We start from the raw sequence: 20650 nt of genomic DNA on the forward strand, positions 1-20650 counted from the left end.
TTAATTTGTAGCGAGTACTACAAATAGCTCCCCTTAATCTACTAATTTACTAAATGTTTCATAAGCCCTTTGGGACAAATATTTAGCTGCTTCCCTCATTGCCATATCGGGTGTAATCGAATCATTCACTACTGATACAACCTCTTCAAAATGTTGAGCTAATATTTTTTTATCATGTTCATCAATACTACCCGAGATTAATACTGTAGGAATATCAAGTTCTTTTGCACTATGTAATACTCCGATTGGTGCTTTCCCATGCAATGTTTGGCGATCTGATTTTCCTTCTCCCGTTATAATTACCCGCGCACCCTGTACTTTCTCACGATACTTCATGACATCCAGGACAAGATGAATCCCTTGATGGAATTTCCCTTGAAGGAATGCAATTAATGCACCACCCATCCCCCCTGCAGCTCCTGCCCCTTGATAGTCATGTAATCGGATTCCTTTTTCCGCTTCAACAACATTTGCCCAAAGAGTTTGTGCCTGATCAAAATAGGCTATTTCATCGGCTTTTACCCCTTTTTGTGGACCAAAGACCGCAGTTGCCCCATATTCCCCAACTAACGGATTATCTACATCACATGCAATGGCAACCTTAGAATCTTTCAACCTTGTATCCCAACCAGAAAAATCTAAACTTTTTACTTCATATAATCCATCAATTGATTTTTGTACATCTCGTCCATTTTGATCTAATAAACGTAATCCTAATGCTCTTAACATCCCGACACCTGCATCATTTGTCGCACTTCCACCGATACAGATAATAAAGTCCCTATACCCCTGATCCAACGCTGTTCGAATAAGTTGTCCAGTTCCAAAAGATGAGGCAATTCTTGGATTTCTCTCATCAGGATCCAACAATGTAATCCCTGAAGCGGAGGCCATTTCAATTACACAAGTAGATTGATTTCCAAGTACACCGAAGGAAGCCTCGATTTCACGACCAAGAGGATCAAGAACAGTTGCTTTATTGATGTGACCGTTTGTTGCTAAAACCAGGGCGTCCATCGTTCCTTCTCCGCCATCCGCAACTGGAAGTAAAACCGTCTCTACTTCTGAATTTGCTTGCTTAATCCCCTGTTCGATAGCTTGGGCTGCTTCTAGTGCTGTTAATGTACCTTTAAATGAGTCTGGACTTATTACAACTTTCATATCGTAGTCTCCTTCCCATTAAGTGCTTACAATTCATTATAGTGACAAACTATGGAAAAAATCATTAGAATAATACGAAAATTAACTTTAGATTGGTACATTTTTATACGAGTTAGCAAATAAAATTGCAGTTTATCAATAATATTTTTTATCCGAGGAAAATGAGAATGCATCGAATATTATTAATTCCGTTTTGATACTATACATCCGAGGTAAATCTATCTCTTTTTTCGATTAAATTTATATCATTCAAATATTATTTACAGAAAATATTTAATACACTTATAATATAGAAGAGTGCTAATAATTCGAAGTGATTCTACTATTTAAATAGTATCAGCTAAAATGGTAGTTTCATTTCTCACTAAAATTATCTAATTAAGAATAAGGAGATAGATAAATGAGTAAAATTAAACTTGGTATTGTTGGATATGGAAATTTGGGGAAAGGTGCAATTGAAGCTATTAAACAAACACAAGATATGGAGTTAGTGGCGGTTTTCACAAGAAGGGATCCGCAACACTTACATTTAGATGATCAGAATGTAAAAGTTGCACATATTTCAGAAGCTAGTGATTATAAAAACGACATTGATGTTATGTTGCTGTGTGGTGGCTCTGCAACTGACCTACCTGAACAAACTCCCTACTTTGCAAGTATGTTTAACACTGTAGATAGTTTTGATACACATGCAAAAATCCCTGAGTTCTATAAGTCTGTAAATGAGGTTGCAACAAAAAATAATACAACTGCAATTATTTCAGTAGGATGGGATCCAGGCCTATTCTCGATCAACCGTGTCATGGCAGATGCAATTATTCCAAATGGTGAAAACTATACGTTCTGGGGAAAAGGTCTTAGCCAAGGTCACTCAGATGCAGTAAGAAGAGTTACCGGTGTTAAAAATGGTGTACAATATACAATTCCATCTGAAGATGCAATCGAAAACGTACGTAGCGGTGAAAATCCTGAACTATCAACTGCAGAAAAGCACAATCGTGTTTGCTATGTTGTTGCAGAAGAAGGAGCAGATCAAGCAGCAATCGAACATGAAATCAAAACAATGCCAAACTACTTTGCTGAATACAACACAGAAGTGAACTTCATCTCAGAAGAAGAGTTAAAACGTGACCACTCAAAAGCTCCACATGGTGGATTTGTGATCCGTGGTGGAAATACAGGAGCGGGCCACAAGCAAATTTACGAATTCTCACTTAAACTGGACAGTAATCCTGAATTTACATCAAGCGTATTAGTAGCTTACGCAAGAGCAGCTTATCGCCTAAATAACGAAAAACAGTTTGGGGCAAAAACGGTGTATGATGTTGCACCGGGTTATATTTCCCCACGCTCACCTGAAGAATTAAGAAGAGATTATTTATAAGAAAGTATTATAAAAACAACTCCCTTTAAGGGGGTTGTTTTATTATCTTATAGGGATTTAACAAGTAATGTAATTCGTAAGCAACAGATTAATAAGAGAAGTTCCTCCAGAACCCGCAACCAGAGTCTATAAGCTGCGCAAAGTTCTTTCCGTCTCTTGATAGGTATAAATTAAAAAATGTCTTCTTCCTATAATATTAACTGTAAGAACAAGACTAAAAGTTTATTGGGATACTTGTTCTCGCATATTTGTTTGAACAAGCTGTTTGTATCCTTTCATTTGCATTCTGACAAAAATATTATTTGCCACAAGTGAAATAATGATAAAAACAGTTCCTAAAATATCATAAATCGTTACATTATTCCCCTGATAGATGGAGATTATGAGTGTCGTAACGGGAACAAAGTTAATAAATAAAAGTGCATTAATTGGTGATAAAATACTTACGCCAACGTTCCAACCGAGCAGTGCAATAAGTCCAGGAAAGATAATCATAAAGATTAAATGTGGACTTGTTACAATCATAACCTCTTTTGTTGGGATTGATATATATCCAAATACTGTAGCTCCTACTACAATGACCACTGCCGTAATGGTTCCAAGTAAACAGCTTAAAGTTGAATATCGTAAAACTGACCAACTGCTAAACTCGCTTCCACCCATTGTGTAAATAACCCAACCAATAACAGCTACTAATATAAGAATTGTAGGAATAAAGTTATTTGTGGCACTTAGAAAAGCTTTTATATCCCCTTTTGTAATAACTAAGATCGCTCCAATTAATGATACAATTACACATATTAATGTAAATAAATGAGGACGTTTTTTAAAAATCATCCATACAATTACAATGGAGATCATCGGCATTAAGGATTCCATAATTGAGGCAACCATAACCCCTGATTCACCCATCATATCTTCACCCCAGAAGATTAAAAGATTATAGATTGTAAATGCCATTGTACCAAAGAACCATAACGGTAATCCTTTTCCTTCAAATCGAAAAGCTTGTTTCCCTTCTTTCCACAAAAGCAATGCTACCAAAATAACTGTAACCGCTCCATAACGAATGATTGTAAAATAAAAAGGATCAATATGTTTGAAGGCTGCGTGTGCAACAGGAAACATTGCTCCCCATGAAACTGCCGCAAGAAAACATAAAAAGGATCCCCACAAAACATTATTTCTCACTTTCCTTCTCCCTCCCTATATATAACAAATCCAATTATCTAACTTTATCGATATCAAGTAAAATGAATAATAGTGATGATTCGCTATCATTTTTAGTGATATCATAGAATTACTGAATATATAGAGGAGAATAAGTGATGGAATTAAAAGACTTAGAGATATTTCAATTGGTTGCAGAAAAAGGAACGATCACCGAAGCTGCAAAGGAGCTCAATTATGTACAATCAAATGTTACATCTAGAATACGCAAATTAGAAACTGAAATGAGTTCACCTTTGTTTAATAGACATTCTCGGGGTATGAGCTTAACACCAGAAGGAAAAAAACTATTAACCTATAGTAGGAAGATATTATCGTTAACAGAAGAAATGAAAAAAGCAGTCCAAACAAATAAGGAACCCTCTGGAAAATTAGAAATTGGTACAGTCGAAACCGTTATACATCTACCAAAGATTCTATCTAGTTATATTAAAAAATATAAAGATGTTGATGTATCTATCTTTACTGGTGTTACTAAAAATTTAGTAGAGGAAGTATTAAATCATAAGTTAGACGGCGCTTTCATTACAGAATTAGACTTTCATCCCGACTTAGTGTCCCATGAAGTATTTCAAGAGGAACTCGTTTTAATTTCTAGTTCCCATGCATCCACTCTAGAGGAAATTAAAGAGGAACCGATCTTATGTTTTAGCAAAGGTTGTGGTTACCGCGCACGCCTAGCACAATGGTATCGCGATCAAAACATTACTCCAAAAAAAATAATGGAATTCGGTACATTAGAAACAATTCTAAGAAGTACTGTTATGGGACTTGGCATTGCATTCGTACCAAAGTCAGAAGTTGAACTTTTGGAAAATAATGGGCACATCCGATTTCATAAACTACCGGATAAATACAGTAAAATAAAAACTGTCTTTGTTAGGAGAAACGATACTTTCTTAACACCAACAATCGAAAAGTTTATTGAAACTATTGAATTAAGTAAATTATGAATAGCAGGGTGATTTGACAGTTTATATAGATTAACTCGGGGAATAGTGTAACTCGTACTATCACTTTACTCTTAGCATATCACGCAAATAATATGGAGTTTGTGCCTCGCAATATTTTCTGCTTATTAACAAAATCAAACATTTCTCGGGAAATATTTCGTATAAATTTCGCATTATGTCGTAAAGGTGTAGATTTCAAGTTATTTTAGCTACTACTTCACAAAATTAAAAGGACTAAACATATGCCTGTTTAGTCCTTTAAAAAGTAATCCTTTTCCTTCAACATGCCTAAGTAACTAATATTTTGCTCTGATTTCTTTTGCTTTCTCCTTATGTGCCTGATTGGCTTTGGCACTACCAAATTCAGTTGAAAACTCAGAGTCCTGCTTACTAGCATTAAATCCTTGTTTGTTCTTTTGCTGCGCATCATTTTTCTTTGTTCTTTTTGCCATGATTTATCCCTCCTCGTTCTTTTATTATGAGATAAGAAATTGATACTATTCATGTCATCAAACTTATGCTTAAACTTCAATCGTAGCGCCATTTATCCGTTTAAATCCTCGAAATTTCCCTAAAGATTCCACAAACTTTAAAGCTGCTTCATCTTTCGCTTTTGCTTCAATCATAATATCTGCTGATTTTCCGTGAGCCTTTAATGCTTTTATAAAGGGTAATGCAAAATCAACATCTACGTGATCCGCATGCGCCCGAATCAAATTCTCGGACTTAGGAGAGGATAAGTGAAACTTAGGAACCTTACCAGTACCATCCCATGTAGCAAAGATTCTTGGTAGTAAATCCTCAAAATTTTCTTCTCCCGGATTAGCAATGTGGTGATGATAATCAAAAACATTTGGAATACCTTGCTGTTCACAAACTTGCAGTGTTTCCTCGGCGGTATATGTCTTATCATCGTTCTCTAGCGTTGTTTGCATGCGAATATCGCGATTGAGCAAAATGAAATTTTCATGAAACCTTGCTAGCGCCTCTGCTTTGTTCCCGTACGCCCCACCAACATGAATATTGATGTTAGCGTCCTTATGTAATCCCATTGCTTCTAACATTTCATAGTGATAAGTCATATCGATAATCGCATTTTCCGTAATAGATCTTTGCGGACTCGTAAATAATGTAAATTGATTGGGATGAAAACTAACACGCAAATGATGTTTACGAACCAATGTCCCGATTTCGTTAAAAAGCTCTTTAAAAGGCGACACAAAATCCCACTTTACCTCTGGATGTGTTGCAAGTGGTACAAGTGAGGATGACATTCGATACAGTTCAATACCATGTGCAATATTATAATGAAGAATTCGAATGGTATTTTTTAAATTTTGCTCTGTTAAATGGTGTAGCTTTTCCTTCCTACTATTCTCATCTTGTTTCTTCCAATTTGTAAATGTTAACGTTCGAGAAGGAGATGCTTCCCATAAAGATAACGCTGTTGAGACGTATCCAAATCTAAGTATCATTGTTTCACCCCAGCCATTAATCATAGATGAAAGTAGTGTTTGTGATTTAGCATTAAGTCATACGCTTATACTGTAGTTCAAAATTGTATACCAGTTTTTTTGACGGGCACTCTCACTTCCAATAAGATTAAAAGAAAAAGTGTTAGGATGAACTGAATGAAAATATTATTGGTCGAAGATGATCGAACAATAGCTTCCGGATTAGAATATTCATTAAACCAAGAAGACTATGAAACTGTTCTATGTCATAATGTTGCCTCAGCTAAAGAAGTCATTCATAAAAAAATAGATGAAATTGATTTGTGTATATTTGATTTATCTTTACCTGATGGTAGTGGTTATGATTTATGTGAACTAGTAAAGAAACAACAAGATATTCCAGTCATCTTTTTAACAGCAGTTGATGATGAAGTAAATGTCGTAATGGGACTTGATATGGGAGCAGATGATTATATAACTAAACCTTTTCGAATTCGTGAACTGATTTCTAGAATTAAATCGGTACTACGTCGCTACCATCGTCAATCCCCATCGAAAAATATGATAGGAATTCAGAATGTTCAAATTAATATTTCAGAAGGTAAAGTATATAAAGATGATAAAGAACTATTGCTGACTGCTTTAGAATATCGGCTATTCCTTATTTTCGCCAACCACATTGGACAAGTTCTCACAAGAGACCAACTGTTAGATCGAATTTGGGATGTCGGCGGGGATTTTGTTAATGACAACACATTGACTGTCTATATTAAAAGACTAAGAGAAAAGTTAGAAGATGATCCGCAAAACCCAACGTTAATTAAAACAATTCGAGGCTTGGGCTATAAGGTGGGTGATTAAGTTGCTTCGCAATCGAGAAATTCAAATATTACTCACAATCCTCTTTCTGATTACTGGAATTGGATTTATCCTGACAGCGATTTTTGTTTCATACATTGCTGCAAGTTTTGTACTTGGAATATCGCTTTTACTAATTACGTGTATACTAGTTTTCACCAGATGGCGGTATAGTGAAATTGAAAAGCTTTCAGGGTACTTACAGCAAATTAGCAATGGTAATTATCAATTAGATGTCCGTGATAATTACGAAGGTGAGTTAAGCCTTTTAAAAAGTAATATTTATAAAGTAACTAAAATGCTTTCTGAACAAGGTGCCGTATTACACGAAGATAAAGCAAAATTAACAAATGCAATTTCAGACATCTCTCACCAATTAAAAACGCCCCTGACTTCGATGATGGTCATGACTGATTTATTACGTGATCAGCAATTGGATAATAGAAAGCGCGAAGAATTCACACGAAATGTTCAAGTACAGCTAGAGCGTATGGAATGGCTTGTTTCTTCTTTACTAAAACTCTCCAAAATAGATGCAGGAACAGTTTTGTTTAAAAAAGAAAAAGTATTGGTCAGTGCCCTCGTTAAAGCAGCAGTTGAGCCACTATTAATTCCTATGGATATTAAAATGCAAAATTTAAATATCAAAGGCGATGATAACACAGCGTTTATAGGTGACTTAAAGTGGACAACAGAAGCGTTTATTAATATTATAAAAAACTGTATTGAACACACTGCTGAAGGTGGCAAAATCGATATTCATTTTTCAGAAAATCCCCTCTACACAGAAATCACTATTTCTGACAATGGAAAAGGAATTTCTAAAGAAGACCTTCCACATATTTTCAAACGCTTTTACAAAGGAAAAAATGCTAGTGACGGTAGTGTAGGTATTGGTCTAGCTATGGCGCATAGTATCATTACAAGTCAAAAAGGCAATATTGAAGTGATAAGTGAAGTAGATGTTGGAACTACATTTCATATTAAGTTTTACAAGCAGGTGATTTGAGTAATCGTTCCTGCTTTTTTCGTTTGCCATATCGCCCTTCGAACTCTTCCCTCCTTACGACTAAAGTGAATAAATTGTCACTTTGAAGTCACTTTAAAGTCATGCTGACTAGATATACTGACCTTAAATTAAAAAACTATGGAGGCAATCTCATGAATATATTAGAAGTTAAAAATCTATCAAAGGTTTATGGTAAAGGTGAAACAGCTGTTACGGCACTTCATGATGTTTCATTTTCAGTAAAGAAGGGTGAGTTTGTTTGTATTATTGGCCCATCTGGTTCAGGGAAGTCTACTCTATTACATCTACTTGGTGGAGTTGACCGCCCAACAAGAGGAAAAGTCCTTATTGATGAAACAGATATTTATGACTTAAATGAAACACAACTAGCTATTTTTAGAAGAAGACAGATTGGCTTGATTTATCAATTTTATAACCTAATTCCAATTTTAACGGTTGCAGAAAATATTACGTTGCCTATGCTTTTAGATGAACAAAAAGTAGATCCAGCTCAGTTTAATAAAATTGTGGATATTTTAGGATTAGACCAAAGACTCTCCCACCTTCCCAACCAACTTTCAGGTGGTCAACAACAACGTGTATCCATTGGGCGAGCGTTAATTAGTAATCCAGCAATCATACTTGCAGATGAACCGACTGGCAACTTGGATAGCAAAAATAGTGAAGAAATTATGGAACTACTAAAAATGTTTAATAAAACATACAATCAAACGCTTATTGTCATTACCCATGACGAGCGCATCGCCTTACAAGCAGACCGCATCATTTCAATTGAAGATGGCAAGGTTGCTAAAGACGAGGTGATTCGACCATGAATATTATCAATAAAGTAACAATTAGACATCTAAAACAAAACAAACGAAGATCACTTGTAACAATCATCGGAGTCATCATTTCAGTAGCAATGATTACTGCAGTTTCAACACTTGGTGTTTCCTTTTTAGACTTGCTTGCCCGAGTCGAAATCAACAAAAGTGGAGAATGGCATGTTCAATATAATGATGTCACTTTAGACCAAATTCAAGCAATTGATGAGGACAGTAATACCAAATCCCTCATTCTCTCTAATGATGGCTATGCAGTGTTAGAAGACTCAAACAATGAATTCAAACCATATATCTACTTGAAAAACTATAATCCAAGCGGTATGGAGCATTTTCCGATTGAAGTTATTGAAGGAAGACTGCCGCGCAATGAAAATGAGATTGCCATTTCTGAAGCCATTAAAAGTAATGCCAACATAGATTTCAAAATTGGAGACCAACTTTCGTTTGATATCGGTGAGAGAGTGCATAAAACAGAAGGAATAACGCTAACGCAAAATGACCCCCTTCAACGGTTAGATGATTTAGTTAATGAAGAATTAAAAATTAATGAAAACAAAGCTGTTAAAGTTGTCGGGATTATTGAACGACCTACTTGGGAACCCACATGGTCACCTGGTTATACTGCTATTGGCTATGTTGATGAAAAGTCACTCAGTCAATCAGATACAGTTGATGCATTTGTTGTGCTAAGAGATATAAAAACATCTCTCTTCGAACATGCCAAATCATTAGCTCAAACCCATGGAATTGAAAAAGTGAATTACAATAGTGAATTACTTCGATACTATGGGGTTACGAATAATGATGATTTACGCTCAACACTATTTTCACTGGCTGCCATTGTTATGGGAGTTATTATCATTGGCTCTGTAGCCTTAATTTATAATGCGTTTGCCATTAGTGTATCCGAGCGCTCAAGACATTTAGGTATGCTTTCGAGTGTTGGTGCAACAAAAAAACAAAAAAGAAATTCCGTCTTCTTTGAAGGCGCAGTGATTGGCGCTATCAGTATACCTATTGGGATTTTAGCAGGGATTGCAGGGATAGGAATTACCTTTATGTTTATCAATACATCCTTACAAGGTGCACTCGGAGTTTCTGAAAAACTAGAATTAGTTGCTACGCCAGCTTCCATCTTGATTGCAATTGTCATCTCTATCGTGACAATTTTTATTTCTACTTATATTCCAGCACAAAAAGCATCTAAGATTTCAGCAATTGATGCAATCCGTCAAACACACGATATTAAGTTATCAGATAAAAACGTAAAAACATCCATTCTTGTACGAAAATTATTCGGGCTTGAAGGTGAAATCGGGCTGAAGAATGTTAAAAGAAATAGAAAAAGATATTTAGCAACCTTATTCTCACTAGTAATTAGTATTGTCCTATTTTTAACAGTTAGCTATTTTACTGAAAGTCTAAAAAAATCACTCGAAATGACGCAAAATGATATTCAATTTGATATACAAATAATGAGTAGCAAATTAGGAAAGGATGAATTAGTCGATTATACTAAGCTAGATTATGTCACTAATTCCAGCATGATCGAAGAAGTGCAATTGAATGCACTTATTGGAGTAGACGAACTTCCAGATCAATTAAAATCACAAATTCAAGAGAACGATTCAGATCTTGAAGATGGAAAGTACCCTTTTTATGCTGCTCTAAGTGGTTTAGATCAAGATAGCTTTATAGCATTTGCTGAGCAGATCGGAGTAGACGCAGATGAGTTTTTAGAGAATGACACACCATTAGCCATTGTCATTGACCAGATTTCTTATCAAGACTACGCTACTGGAAAATTCATTGAATCCGAAGCTATTGAAACAGAAGTTGGCAACAAAATCGACTTATATACTACAACTTATGGGGATATGGAGAATGATGAAACTACAAGAGAATTTATGAGTAGTGTACAAATCGGCGCCCTTACTGACCAAATTCCAATGGGCATTCAAACCGCATCGTTAGGGGGCATTAACATTATTGTCCCAGAAACAACAATGGACAAATTTAGTATCCCATCAGAAGAAAAGACTACTTATGTTATTTTAAATTCATCTGATCCGATGGCAACACAAGAAGTGATTGAAGATCAAAAAAATATGGATATATACGTTTATAACGTTCAACAGCAAAGACAACAGGAAGAACAGATCATTTTATTTTTATCCGTCTTCACTTATGGGTTTATTACGCTCATTTCTTTAATCTCCGTTGCGAATATCTTCAATACTATTTCAACAAGTATTGCACTAAGAAAACGTGAATTTGCGATGTTACGCTCTGTTGGATTGACCCCAAAAGGATTTAATAAGATGATTCGCTATGAAAGTATTTTTTATGGGGTGAAGGCATTATTATATGGACTTCCAATAAGCGTGCTCGTCATGTTTGGGATTCATCGCTCTACTAATTATACTTTTGAATATGAGTTTACTCTTCCATGGATGAGCATCCTATTTGTGATTATCATGATTTTCTTAATTGTAGGGGCTGCGATGCTCTATTCGATTTCAAAAGTTAAAAACGAAAATATAATTGATAGTCTGAAGCAGGAAAGTATTTAATAAAAATGCGCGATTAGCAGTTAAGCTAATCGCGTTTTAAAATAAGTATAGATTGTTGCTTATTGCCTTGCGCATTTTGCCATTTTATTTTACTGCTTGAATAGACTCATTGACGATGGCAATCATATCTTCCATTTGATTTGTATTGATTATTAAAGGTGGTGCGAACGCAAGAGTGTCTTGCCCATCGTAAATTACAGAGCGGCAAATAAGTCCTTTTTCAAGAGCTTTAGCCACTATTTTTGGTCCGATTGGTTCAGCTGAGTTAGATGCTTTTTCTAAACTAATCGCTCCAAGTAAGCCCATTCCGCGCACATTGTCTACATTACTATTTTGTTCTTGGATCCACTTAAACCCTTCAAGCATTTGCTTTCCGACGACATTAACATTCTCAATTAACTTTTCATTCTTAATAATTTCTAAGTTTTTTAGTGCCACAGCAGCGGCAGTTGCATGACCACTATACGTATAGCCATGCCAAAAGTTTCCTTCCGTTTTATCAATCAGTTCTTTTTGAATTCTTTCAGAAATAACCATACCACCTAATGGAGCGTATCCGCTTGTGATCCCCTTAGCCATTGTAATAATATCAGGGATTACACCGAACTGTTCAATACCAAAGTTTGTTCCGAGACGACCGAACCCACAAATCACTTCATCGGCAATAAATAGGATATTATTTTCATCACAAATTTTTCGCACTTCTTGGAAATATCCTTCAGGAGGAAGATTTACTCCACCAGATCCTTGAACAGGCTCAGAAATAAATGCCGCAATTGTATCAGCACCTTCTTTTTCAATCAGTTCTTTTAGTGAATCTACTGAACTATCGACATAGTGGAAGTCTGGAGCGAGTGACGTTGTAAATGTATGAAATTGCTCAATCCCCGTTGCACTTGTTGCCCCCATTGCAACGCCATGATAAGAAAGTTTTCGAGAGATGATTTTCTTTTTCTCTGGCTGACCTTTAATCTTCCAATAGTGACGAACTGTTTTAAATGCCGTATCATTTGACTCCGAACCACCAGAAGTAAAGAATGTTGCATTTAAATCACCAGGTGTCCATTTTGCAACCTCAGCAGCAAGTCTTATAACTGGTTCATGGCTCCAGTTATTAAAAATGGATGTGAATGCGAGTTTTTCCATTTGTTCTTTCGCGACTTCTGCAAGTTCTTTACGCCCGTGTCCAATGTTTACGTTCCATAGAGATGAAAGGCTATCAATTAGCTTTCTTCCTTCTATATCCTTTAAATAAATCCCTTCACCTTCAGTGAAAATGAAAGTTGGCCCATTCTCTTGAAGCTGTTTCATATTAGAAGTAGGATGAATTAAATGCTTTTTGTCTAACTCCACTAACTCTTCTTTTAAACTTTGTTTCGGTGAAAGTGACATATTTTATCCCCCTAAATTTTTTATCTCAGTGAATCTTTTAAGTAACACTACAAAACGATTTTAAAAAACGTGTAACAGTACTTAACATTGCTCAAGAGTAGGTATAGGTGGACGATAGAAAGTATAAATAGTAGTTTCCATCAATGTACTTTAATTTTGCATTCACATCTTATTAATCATGTATCCTGCTGAGCTAAAAGTAATTTACCCTCTACATATTCAATATGGACCCGAATCTTTTTATCAATTAATTCAGGGTCCTTCGTCAATAAAGTGTCATATAATTCTTTTTGTTCTTCGTAAAATGATTGGTGACTTGAATAGTATTGGTCAAGATTAACGAGAAAGGTTCTAATTTGAACTTGAATTGATTCATAGATTCTAATAACTCTAGAATTTCTGGATAAGTTTACAATGTAACTATGAAACTTCATATCAAGGTCAAATAAATTTTTCCAATTTCCATTAATTGAATTAATGCGCATATCTTCTAAAATTGCTTCTAATTCATTAAGCCGTTCTCGATTTAGATTTGGGAGTGCTTTAATGAAAGCATATGCTTCTACGACTGTTCTAAGTTCAATTATTTCTCGCCAATCTTTATTAGTAAATTGAGCTATATAGGTGCCTTTTCTAGGCTTACTTATGACTAATTCTTCAAATTCAAGAATTTTTAGCGCATCTCTTATCGTACTTCGGCTAACCTCATATTTTTCAGATAAGTCGTTTTCAATTAATCTCTGGCCAAATTCTAGTTCCTTACTCCATATACTCTTTCTTATCTCATTTGCAACGAGTTCACCTAGTAACTCTGATTTGATAGAACTATTCATAACTAAAAGTAAACCCTCCTTTCCTACCAAGGCTTAACAATAGTCCATGTTCAGTTCGTCGATTGTCGACATTTATAGTGAATAGCTTAATTTTAATTATGTTTACTTACCACTGGCTTAATATTTTCCCAAACCACTGGATTAAGTAATGAAGGTGGCTTTTGACCATTTAGTCCAGCAATAAGATTTTTTGCTGCTAGTTCCGACATTTTTAACTCTGTTTCAAATGTTGATGAACCAATATGAGGAAGTGTCACGACATTTCTCATGTTTAATAAAGGATTGTCATGTTCAACTGGTTCGGTCTCGAAAACGTCGAGTCCTGCTGCAGCAATTTCACCATTTACTAATGCTTCTATAAGATCTTTTTCTATTATCGTTTTTCCCCGCGACCCATTTATGAAAATGGCTGACTTTTTCATTAGTTGAAATTCCCTTCGACCAATTAGACCTTTTGTTTCTTCCGTTAATGGTGTAATGAGTACAACGAAATCAGATTGTTTTAGTAATTCATCTAAATTACAATAAGTAGCATTAAATTTTGCTTCGGCTTCGGGCTTTCTTGACCTGCTATGATATAAGATATTCATATTAAAACCGAGATTACCACGTTGAGCGATTGCTTGACCGATCCTCCCCATTCCTATAATGCCTAAAGTTTTATGATGTACATCTATTCCATAGTGTTCAACTTCTAATGCTCCGTTCCATTGTCTAGACTTAACAAAATAATCTAACTCCGGAATTCGCCTTGCTGTTGAGAGTAATAGACCAAATACCGTATCAGCCACAGTATCTGTTAAAACGTCTGGTGTATTCGTTGCCATAATTCCCCTCTTTGTTAATTCCTCTAAATCCAGATTGTTATAACCAACTGATACATTACTAACTATTTTTAAGTTAGGTGCCTTTTCTAATAGCTCTTTATCTACCTCTAATTCTAGTCCAATAATTCCTTCTGTTTTTTCTAAGAAGTTTAAAAACTCTTGGTCTGTTTTAGTATTTATATCTTTAAAAAACTTCACATCATAGTTGCTACTTAATTCATCTAATACCGGCTTCTCCACTCGATTAAAGGCAATAATCCTTTTTTTCATCATAGTTCCCTCCACCTTATTTTATTTTCAATCGTCGACAATATGATTATTTTTTAAATTATTATTAAGCAAATTTTTAAAAAGTGTTTAATTATTTATCAATTCTTGTGAACATATAAACTGATAATGCACAAATATGCGAATAACTAGTGATTTGCGACATATGATAACTATTAATCTATTGTCACATATTAACCTATACCCTATTGAAACGAAAACAAGCACGAGTCTATAAATTTAATAGGCAATAGATAAAAAATCTTTCATATATTTACCCCGATGATTACAACGTTCATTATTAAAAATCCGTACTTTGGGAAATTAATAAAAATTTATAATACTGAAAATATGATGATCGGAATAGACTAAATATTGTATTATGCATCCAAAGTAACAATACTTCTTCCTCATAATGTATTTTTCTTAAACCTTTGAAGTATGTATCCAGAAGTACTAATGATGTGGTCCTAGTTCGTATAAATAACATTAGTGAATGTTGAATTCCATAAATCATTACATTAATTAATAATTATAAGTACTAGTTTCGTCGACAATCGACTTTTTTCACTTCTTATCAAACTTGATAAGAAGTAAGTCCCCATTTTCCTCCAGAATACTATCAAGTACTAAACTATGTGCCAAAACCAGGTACTAGGTATATTTATATTTTCTACTCTCAAACATTTATACACTTTTTGAAAGGAGCGAGGTTTCCAAGATTAAAGATATGAGTCTAGTTTGTATCGCCTTGATTTGGGTAGTTGAAATTTCACTTAATTAAGACAAGTTCTTGAAGGCAGTGTATAAAAGATAAATTTTAAGGGGGACATAAATGTTGAAAAAAGGGATTTATTTATTACTTTTAGTTCTTACAGCTTTAACACTTGTAGCATGCTCGGGTAACAAGAATTCAACATCAAGTACGAATGCTGATGCTTCAAAAGATAGTGGTAGCAGTAAAGATAAAATCACAATTATGGCAGCGCACGTTGTCTCAACAGAAACAACTCAGCATAAAGCTTTTCTTGAATTTAAGAGACTTGTTGAAGAACGATCAGATGGAAAAATTGAAGTAGATATTTATCCTGATGGTCAGCTAGGTGGAGAAAGAGAAATGATAGAAAGTACACAAGCAGGAAATATTCAAATGGCATCTCCTTCCGTCGGTGTACTTGCAAACTTCTCTTCTGCATTACAAGTATTTGATTTTCCCTTTATCTTTAAAGATGCAGAGACAGCACACCAAGTAGTTGATGGAGAATTTGGTCAAGAATTATTGAAAGGATTAGAAGAAGCCGGACTTGTTGGGTTAAATTATGGCGAACTTGGCTATAGACATTTGTCTAACAACAAAGGTGAAATCGTTACTCCTGCTGATATTAAAGGACTGAAACTTCGCACGATGGAAGTACCTATGCATATTGCTTTTTGGAAAGAGGTAGGGGCAAATCCTACACCATTAGCTTTCACTGAAGTATTTACAGGTTTATCTTCAGGTGTTGTAGATGGAGTTGAGAACGTACTTGGACTGATCCACTCAGGTAAATTCCATGAAGTTAGTAAATATATTACAACAACAGGTCATATTTACGATCCTGAAATCTATATCATGAACAAAGATTTCTTTAATAGCCTATCTAAAGAAGACCAAGAGATTATTCAATCTTCTATCAATGATTCTGTTAAATATTTAAGAGAATTAAATAGTGACCTTGATGCTGAGCTAAGAACAAAACTAGAAGAAGAAGGTGCTATTTTTAGAGATTTATCTGAAGAAGAATATAATGCATGGATTGAAGCTGCAGTACCGTTTTATGAAAAGCATGCAGATGAAGTTGATAAAGAGAAGTTAATTCAATTACTTGAGGCTACTGGTAATGATAAATTCCTAGAAGCTATAAAATAAAATTCAAAACTAGCACCCAGAATATTAGAACTTAGTCACTAAATTCTGGGTGTGAATTTTTTTGTAAAGGAGGCAAATTTATTGAAACTTTATAAGCATTTGGATGAACATATTGAAACGTACTTATCTGCAACCTTATTAATTTTCTTTTCAATTTTATGCGTTTTCCAAGTTGTCATGCGCTATATCTTTAATGAGTCATTGACATGGTCGGAGGAATTATCAAGATATGCATTTGTTTGGTTTGTTTATACAAGTGCTGCATACGCGGTAAGATACCAACGACATGTTAAATTCAACTTCTTAGTTTATTTACTCCACAAAATTTCTCCAGTTTATAGCCAAATCCTTAAAATCATTGCCCTATTTTGTTGGATCGCCTTTCTACTATTTGTAGATTACTATAGTATTCAAACAGTAATTAATCAATTTAATTTAGGACAAGTATCACCTGCTAACCGAATTCCTATGTATATTGTATACCTTGGATTACCCCTGGGTGCATTACTAATGACATTTAGAGTTTCCCAACATATTATCAATAGCTTTATTGAATTAAAGAGATTTAAAGAAAGCCATTAATTTAATAAGGGGGTGAGAGTATGGCTACTCTAATTTTATTTGGAAGTTTTATTATTTTAATGCTTCTTAGTGTTCCAATTGCGTTTGCACTTGGTATTTCCTCTGTTTTAACTTTATTTATCACTGAAAAGATGCCATTGCAGTTCATTGCTCAAGGTATGTTTACGACAGTAGATTCTTATGCCTTAATGGCGGTACCATTATTCGTTTTTGCAGGGTTAATTATGGAACATGGGGGTCTTTCTAGACGACTAATTGATGTAGCAAAGTCATTTGTTGGTCACTATACAGGGGGGCTTGCCGGAGTTGCAATCTTAGCTTGTACAGTTTTTGCCGCACTTAGTGGATCGGGCCCTGCTACGGTTGCAGCAATCGGAGGAATTATGATTCCAGCAATGGTAAAAGAAAAGTACGATGCCGGATTTAGTTCGGGTGTAGTGGCTTCTGCTGGTACTCTCGGAATTATTATCCCACCAAGTATTCCATTAATAATTTATGGTATCACGACAAACACTTCTATTGGCGATTTATTCATTGCTGGTGTCGTACCAGGTTTATTTATCGCAGCTTTACTTTGGTCGTTAAGTTACTTTATCTCAAAAAAGAAAGGTTTTATTGGATCGGGAAAAAAAGCTACTTGGAAAGAGCGCTTAAATTATATTAATGAAGCAAAATGGACACTATTAATGCCGATTGTTGTACTAGGTGGTATTTACGGAGGAGTATTTACTCCAACAGAAGCAGCAGGTATTGCAGTGGCCTATAGTGCGTTTTTAGGGATATTTATTTATAAGGAAATTAAATGGTCAGATTCAGTTAATTTATTTAAACAAACAACTTTAATTTCTGGAATAATTCTTATTATTATAGCGACTGCTTCTACTTATGGTCGAATTCTTACGATTGAGAGAATTCCTGTATTAATTGCAGATTATTTAACATCTCTACCTGTAGGGTCGTGGGTTATTCTCTGTGCAATCGTGCTCCTACTTGTTTTTATAGGTATGTTTATGGAGACGTTAGCAGGCATTATTTTATTAGCTCCGATTTTATTACCTGTTGTAACGGAATTAGGAATGCACCCGGTGCACTTCGGAATCGTCATGATCTTAGCAGCAGAAATTGGCTTCTTAACTCCACCGGTTGGAGATAACCTTAACGTTGCGAGTGCTATTAGTGGATTAACTTTGGAACAAGTTGCTAAATCAACCCTTCCATTTACCATTGCCTTAATCTTATTGTTATTTGTCTTTATGTTTGCAGAGCCATTTATTATGTTTTTACCTAACCTTATAGGTGGTACTGGTGGTTAATAAAATGCCTAGGCAACTGAAAAACGCACAAATGCTACTTTTTCTAGCCTTTGTGCGTTTTGAATTTTTCTATAATATTAGTATTTAAACTTGGCAATTAATATTTGTAATTCCTTAGCCAATTCCGTAAGCGCTTGTGCGGATGCCTAATAAGGAAGCACATAAAAATATATGAAGCAGTCGTAAATTGCGTTTATCGTATAGTGATGATGAAGCAATAAAAGACTTCAAAAAAATTCATTCTCAATTCATCCAAACTCTTCTTCCCTCTTTATAAAGTAAAGTTTTTAGGTAATACACACGATTTAACTATATTTTGGCGAGTAAACTTTACCTGTAATAAGCAAAAAAACGTCCCTACATATCGTAGAGACGTTTAAACGTTGATATTACACTTTTTAAAACAAAGATACCGGTGGTCGGGGTCGAACCGACACTCCAGAAGGAACACGATTTTGAGTCGTGCGCGTCTGCCAATTCCGCCACACCGGCAAATAAAAGAAAAAAAATTCGGTAATACCGAATAATAAAAATATGGAGGCGGCAACCGGATTCGAACCGGTGGTAAGGGTGTTGCAGACCCGTGCCTTACCACTTGGCTATGCCGCCGTTATTTTGGAGCGGAAGACGAGGTTCGAACTCGCGACCCCCACCTTGGCAAGGTGGTGTTCTACCACTGAACTACTTCCGCATGAATGGCTGGGGTACCAGGATTCGAACCTGGGCATGACGGAATCAAAATCCGTTGCCTTACCGCTTGGCTATACCCCAATAATATGATTGAAAGTTAATAATTATGAATTAAATGGGGCGACTGATGGGAATCGAACCCACGAATGCCGGAACCACAATCCGGTGCGTTAACCACTTCGCCACAATCGCCATTATATCATATTTTTTAAATAACTTAAGTTAAGGATGGGGCGACTGATGGGAATCGAACCCACGAATGCCGGAACCACAATCCGGTGCGTTAACCACTTCGCCACAATCGCCATAATTAAGTTATTATATAAATGGCAGGGGCAGTAGGAATCGAACCCACACCAAAGGTTTTGGAGACCTCTATTCTACCGTTGAACTATGCCCCTATGAAAATGGTGGAGGGGGACGGATTCGAACCGCCGAACCCGAAGGAGCGGATTTACAGTCCGCCGCGTTTAGCCACTTCGCTACCCCTCCGAATAAATGGTGCCGGCTATAGGAATCGAACCCACGACCTACTGATTACAAGTCAGTTGCTCTACCTGCTGAGCTAAACCGGCAATTTATAAAAATTTATTATTGTTTTTAAAATGGTGGGTCGGGACGGAATCGAACCGCCGACACTTAGAGCTTCAATCTAATGCTCTACCAACTGAGCTACCGACCCATTTAAAATGGCGGTCCCGACCGGGATCGAACCGGCGATCTCCTGCGTGACAGGCAGGCATGTTAACCGCTACACCACGGGACCATTTGGTTGCGGGGACAGGATTTGAACCTGCGACCTTCGGGTTATGAGCCCGACGAGCTACCACTGCTCCACCCCGCGATAATACTATTACTATAATTTAATTGTACCATATTTTTATATGGTGGAGGATGACGGGCTCGAACCGCCGACCCCCTGCTTGTAAGGCAGGTGCTCTCCCAGCTGAGCTAATCCTCCAACTGGATAAATCTAAATTTTAAATGGTGACCCGTACGGGATTCGAACCCGTGTTACCGCCGTGAAAGGGCGGTGTCTTAACCACTTGACCAACGGGCCAAAAACTAATGTTGTATTATCTGGCGGAGAGTAAGGGATTTGAACCCTTGAGACAGTGTTACCCGCCTACACGATTTCCAATCGTGCTCCTTCGGCCGCTCGGACAACTCTCCAAGAAGCATGGCTCCGAAGGTAGGACTCGAACCTACGACCAACCGGTTAACAGCCGGTTGCTCTACCACTGAGCTACTTCGGAATATTATTATTTATAAGCCTAGCGATGTCCTACTCTCACAGGGGGAAGCCCCCAACTACCATCGGCGCTAAAGAGCTTAACTTCCGTGTTCGGTATGGGAACGGGTGTGAC

16 protein-coding genes, 16 tRNA genes and 1 rRNA gene are annotated in these 20650 nt (G+C 36.1%); 9 read left to right on the top strand and 24 right to left on the bottom strand.

From position 1 onward, the window contains the following. Nucleotides 1-33 precede the first annotated feature (33 nt). On the bottom strand, nt 34-1161 hold the full coding sequence (locus tag JOD29_RS10070; protein WP_124764547.1) for a glycerate kinase: 1128 nt from the start codon (nt 1159-1161) through the stop codon (nt 34-36). A 400-nt stretch (nt 1162-1561) separates the two neighbouring features. On the opposite strand from JOD29_RS10070, the gene JOD29_RS10075 reads away from it, so the two are divergent. Then, nucleotides 1562-2545 carry a diaminopimelate dehydrogenase gene (locus tag JOD29_RS10075; protein WP_124764549.1) on the top strand — a complete coding sequence of 328 codons (984 nt, stop codon included), beginning with the start codon at nt 1562-1564 and terminating at the stop codon, nt 2543-2545. A 222-nt stretch (nt 2546-2767) separates the two neighbouring features. Here the strand turns inward: JOD29_RS10075 and JOD29_RS10080 are convergent, their stop codons facing one another. Further along, a complete protein-coding gene (locus JOD29_RS10080) occupies nt 2768-3736 on the bottom strand; it encodes a DMT family transporter (protein WP_124764551.1) in 969 nt (322 codons plus the stop codon). Between the two features lie 137 nt (nt 3737-3873). Between JOD29_RS10080 and JOD29_RS10085 the strand changes: the two genes are divergently transcribed. Beyond that, entirely contained in the window at nt 3874-4728 is an 855-nt protein-coding gene (locus JOD29_RS10085; protein ID WP_124764553.1) for a LysR family transcriptional regulator, read from the top strand. A 296-nt stretch (nt 4729-5024) separates the two neighbouring features. Here JOD29_RS10085 and JOD29_RS10090 read toward each other — a convergent pair whose 3' ends face one another. Next, nucleotides 5025-5180: a hypothetical protein gene (locus JOD29_RS10090; protein ID WP_192894220.1), complete on the bottom strand. Its 156-nt coding sequence runs from the start codon at nt 5178-5180 to the stop codon at nt 5025-5027. A 69-nt stretch (nt 5181-5249) separates the two neighbouring features. Further along, the gene (gene uvsE, locus JOD29_RS10095) at nt 5250-6203 is read right to left on the bottom strand and encodes a UV DNA damage repair endonuclease UvsE (RefSeq protein ID WP_124764555.1); all 954 of its coding nucleotides are present in this window, start codon (nt 6201-6203) and stop codon (nt 5250-5252) included. A 156-nt stretch (nt 6204-6359) separates the two neighbouring features. Between uvsE and JOD29_RS10100 the strand changes: the two genes are divergently transcribed. The 4 genes from JOD29_RS10100 (at nt 6360) to JOD29_RS10115 (ending at nt 11470) form a co-directional block, all read left to right on the top strand. Further along, on the top strand, nt 6360-7043 hold the full coding sequence (locus JOD29_RS10100; RefSeq protein ID WP_124764557.1) for a response regulator transcription factor: 684 nt from the start codon (nt 6360-6362) through the stop codon (nt 7041-7043). A gap of 1 nt (nt 7044) precedes the next feature. After that, nucleotides 7045-8049 carry a sensor histidine kinase gene (locus tag JOD29_RS10105; protein WP_124764559.1) on the top strand — a complete coding sequence of 335 codons (1005 nt, stop codon included), beginning with the start codon at nt 7045-7047 and terminating at the stop codon, nt 8047-8049. A gap of 152 nt (nt 8050-8201) precedes the next feature. Next, the gene (locus JOD29_RS10110; RefSeq protein ID WP_124764561.1) at nt 8202-8885 is read left to right on the top strand and encodes an ABC transporter ATP-binding protein; all 684 of its coding nucleotides are present in this window, start codon (nt 8202-8204) and stop codon (nt 8883-8885) included. Continuing rightward, nucleotides 8882-11470, top strand: coding sequence for an FtsX-like permease family protein (locus JOD29_RS10115; protein WP_124764563.1), 2589 nt, complete (start codon nt 8882-8884; stop codon nt 11468-11470). The genes JOD29_RS10110 and JOD29_RS10115 overlap by 4 nt, the downstream gene beginning before the upstream one ends. A gap of 84 nt (nt 11471-11554) precedes the next feature. On the opposite strand, the gene JOD29_RS10120 is transcribed toward JOD29_RS10115, so the two are convergent. The 3 genes from JOD29_RS10120 to JOD29_RS10130 form a co-directional block, all read right to left on the bottom strand. Further along, a complete protein-coding gene (locus tag JOD29_RS10120) occupies nt 11555-12862 on the bottom strand; it encodes an aminotransferase family protein (RefSeq protein WP_124764565.1) in 1308 nt (435 codons plus the stop codon). 176 nt (nt 12863-13038) lie between these two features. Beyond that, complete coding sequence (locus tag JOD29_RS10125) at nt 13039-13695, bottom strand: GntR family transcriptional regulator (RefSeq protein WP_124764567.1); 657 nt, start codon at nt 13693-13695, stop codon at nt 13039-13041. A gap of 92 nt (nt 13696-13787) precedes the next feature. After that, nucleotides 13788-14792, bottom strand: a complete 1005-nt coding sequence (locus JOD29_RS10130) for a 2-hydroxyacid dehydrogenase (RefSeq protein ID WP_124764594.1) — start codon at nt 14790-14792, stop codon at nt 13788-13790. Between the two features lie 832 nt (nt 14793-15624). Here JOD29_RS10130 and JOD29_RS10135 point away from each other — a divergent pair. The 3 genes from JOD29_RS10135 (at nt 15625) to JOD29_RS10145 (ending at nt 18593) form a co-directional block, all read left to right on the top strand. Then, nucleotides 15625-16698 (top strand): TRAP transporter substrate-binding protein, encoded by a 1074-nt coding sequence (locus tag JOD29_RS10135; RefSeq protein WP_124764569.1) that lies wholly within the window; start codon nt 15625-15627, stop codon nt 16696-16698. Nucleotides 16699-16779: 81 nt separating this feature from the next. Then, the gene (locus tag JOD29_RS10140; protein WP_124764571.1) at nt 16780-17280 is read left to right on the top strand and encodes a TRAP transporter small permease; all 501 of its coding nucleotides are present in this window, start codon (nt 16780-16782) and stop codon (nt 17278-17280) included. A gap of 20 nt (nt 17281-17300) precedes the next feature. Next, on the top strand, nt 17301-18593 hold the full coding sequence (locus JOD29_RS10145) for a TRAP transporter large permease (RefSeq protein WP_124764573.1): 1293 nt from the start codon (nt 17301-17303) through the stop codon (nt 18591-18593). 410 nt (nt 18594-19003) lie between these two features. On the opposite strand, the gene JOD29_RS10150 is transcribed toward JOD29_RS10145, so the two are convergent. From JOD29_RS10150 to rrf, 17 genes are all read right to left on the bottom strand, one after another. Further along, nucleotides 19004-19085: transfer RNA gene (locus JOD29_RS10150), tRNA-Leu, on the bottom strand. 43 nt (nt 19086-19128) lie between these two features. Then, nucleotides 19129-19202 (bottom strand) — tRNA-Cys (locus tag JOD29_RS10155). 7 nt (nt 19203-19209) lie between these two features. Further along, nucleotides 19210-19284, bottom strand: a tRNA-Gly gene (locus JOD29_RS10160). A gap of 5 nt (nt 19285-19289) precedes the next feature. Further along, nucleotides 19290-19364 (bottom strand) — tRNA-Gln (locus JOD29_RS10165). Between the two features lie 35 nt (nt 19365-19399). Further along, nucleotides 19400-19475 (bottom strand) — tRNA-His (locus JOD29_RS10170). A 37-nt stretch (nt 19476-19512) separates the two neighbouring features. Further along, nucleotides 19513-19588: transfer RNA gene (locus tag JOD29_RS10175), tRNA-His, on the bottom strand. 22 nt (nt 19589-19610) lie between these two features. Then, nucleotides 19611-19684: transfer RNA gene (locus tag JOD29_RS10180), tRNA-Trp, on the bottom strand. A 7-nt stretch (nt 19685-19691) separates the two neighbouring features. After that, nucleotides 19692-19775: transfer RNA gene (locus tag JOD29_RS10185), tRNA-Tyr, on the bottom strand. A 7-nt stretch (nt 19776-19782) separates the two neighbouring features. Beyond that, nucleotides 19783-19858 (bottom strand) — tRNA-Thr (locus JOD29_RS10190). 31 nt (nt 19859-19889) lie between these two features. Next, nucleotides 19890-19965 (bottom strand) — tRNA-Phe (locus JOD29_RS10195). Nucleotides 19966-19973: 8 nt separating this feature from the next. Next, a tRNA-Asp gene (locus tag JOD29_RS10200) sits at nt 19974-20049 on the bottom strand. Between the two features lie 3 nt (nt 20050-20052). Then, nucleotides 20053-20127: transfer RNA gene (locus JOD29_RS10205), tRNA-Met, on the bottom strand. Nucleotides 20128-20168: 41 nt separating this feature from the next. Next, nucleotides 20169-20244, bottom strand: a tRNA-Val gene (locus JOD29_RS10210). A 24-nt stretch (nt 20245-20268) separates the two neighbouring features. Then, a tRNA-Glu gene (locus tag JOD29_RS10215) sits at nt 20269-20343 on the bottom strand. Nucleotides 20344-20364: 21 nt separating this feature from the next. Further along, nucleotides 20365-20456 (bottom strand) — tRNA-Ser (locus JOD29_RS10220). A gap of 8 nt (nt 20457-20464) precedes the next feature. Then, nucleotides 20465-20539, bottom strand: a tRNA-Asn gene (locus JOD29_RS10225). A 16-nt stretch (nt 20540-20555) separates the two neighbouring features. Further along, nucleotides 20556-20650 (bottom strand): 5S ribosomal RNA (gene rrf, locus JOD29_RS10230); the annotation flags it as partial.

The organism is Lysinibacillus composti, from assembly GCF_016908465.1.
GTDB lineage: Bacteria > Bacillota > Bacilli > Bacillales_A > Planococcaceae > Ureibacillus > Ureibacillus composti_A.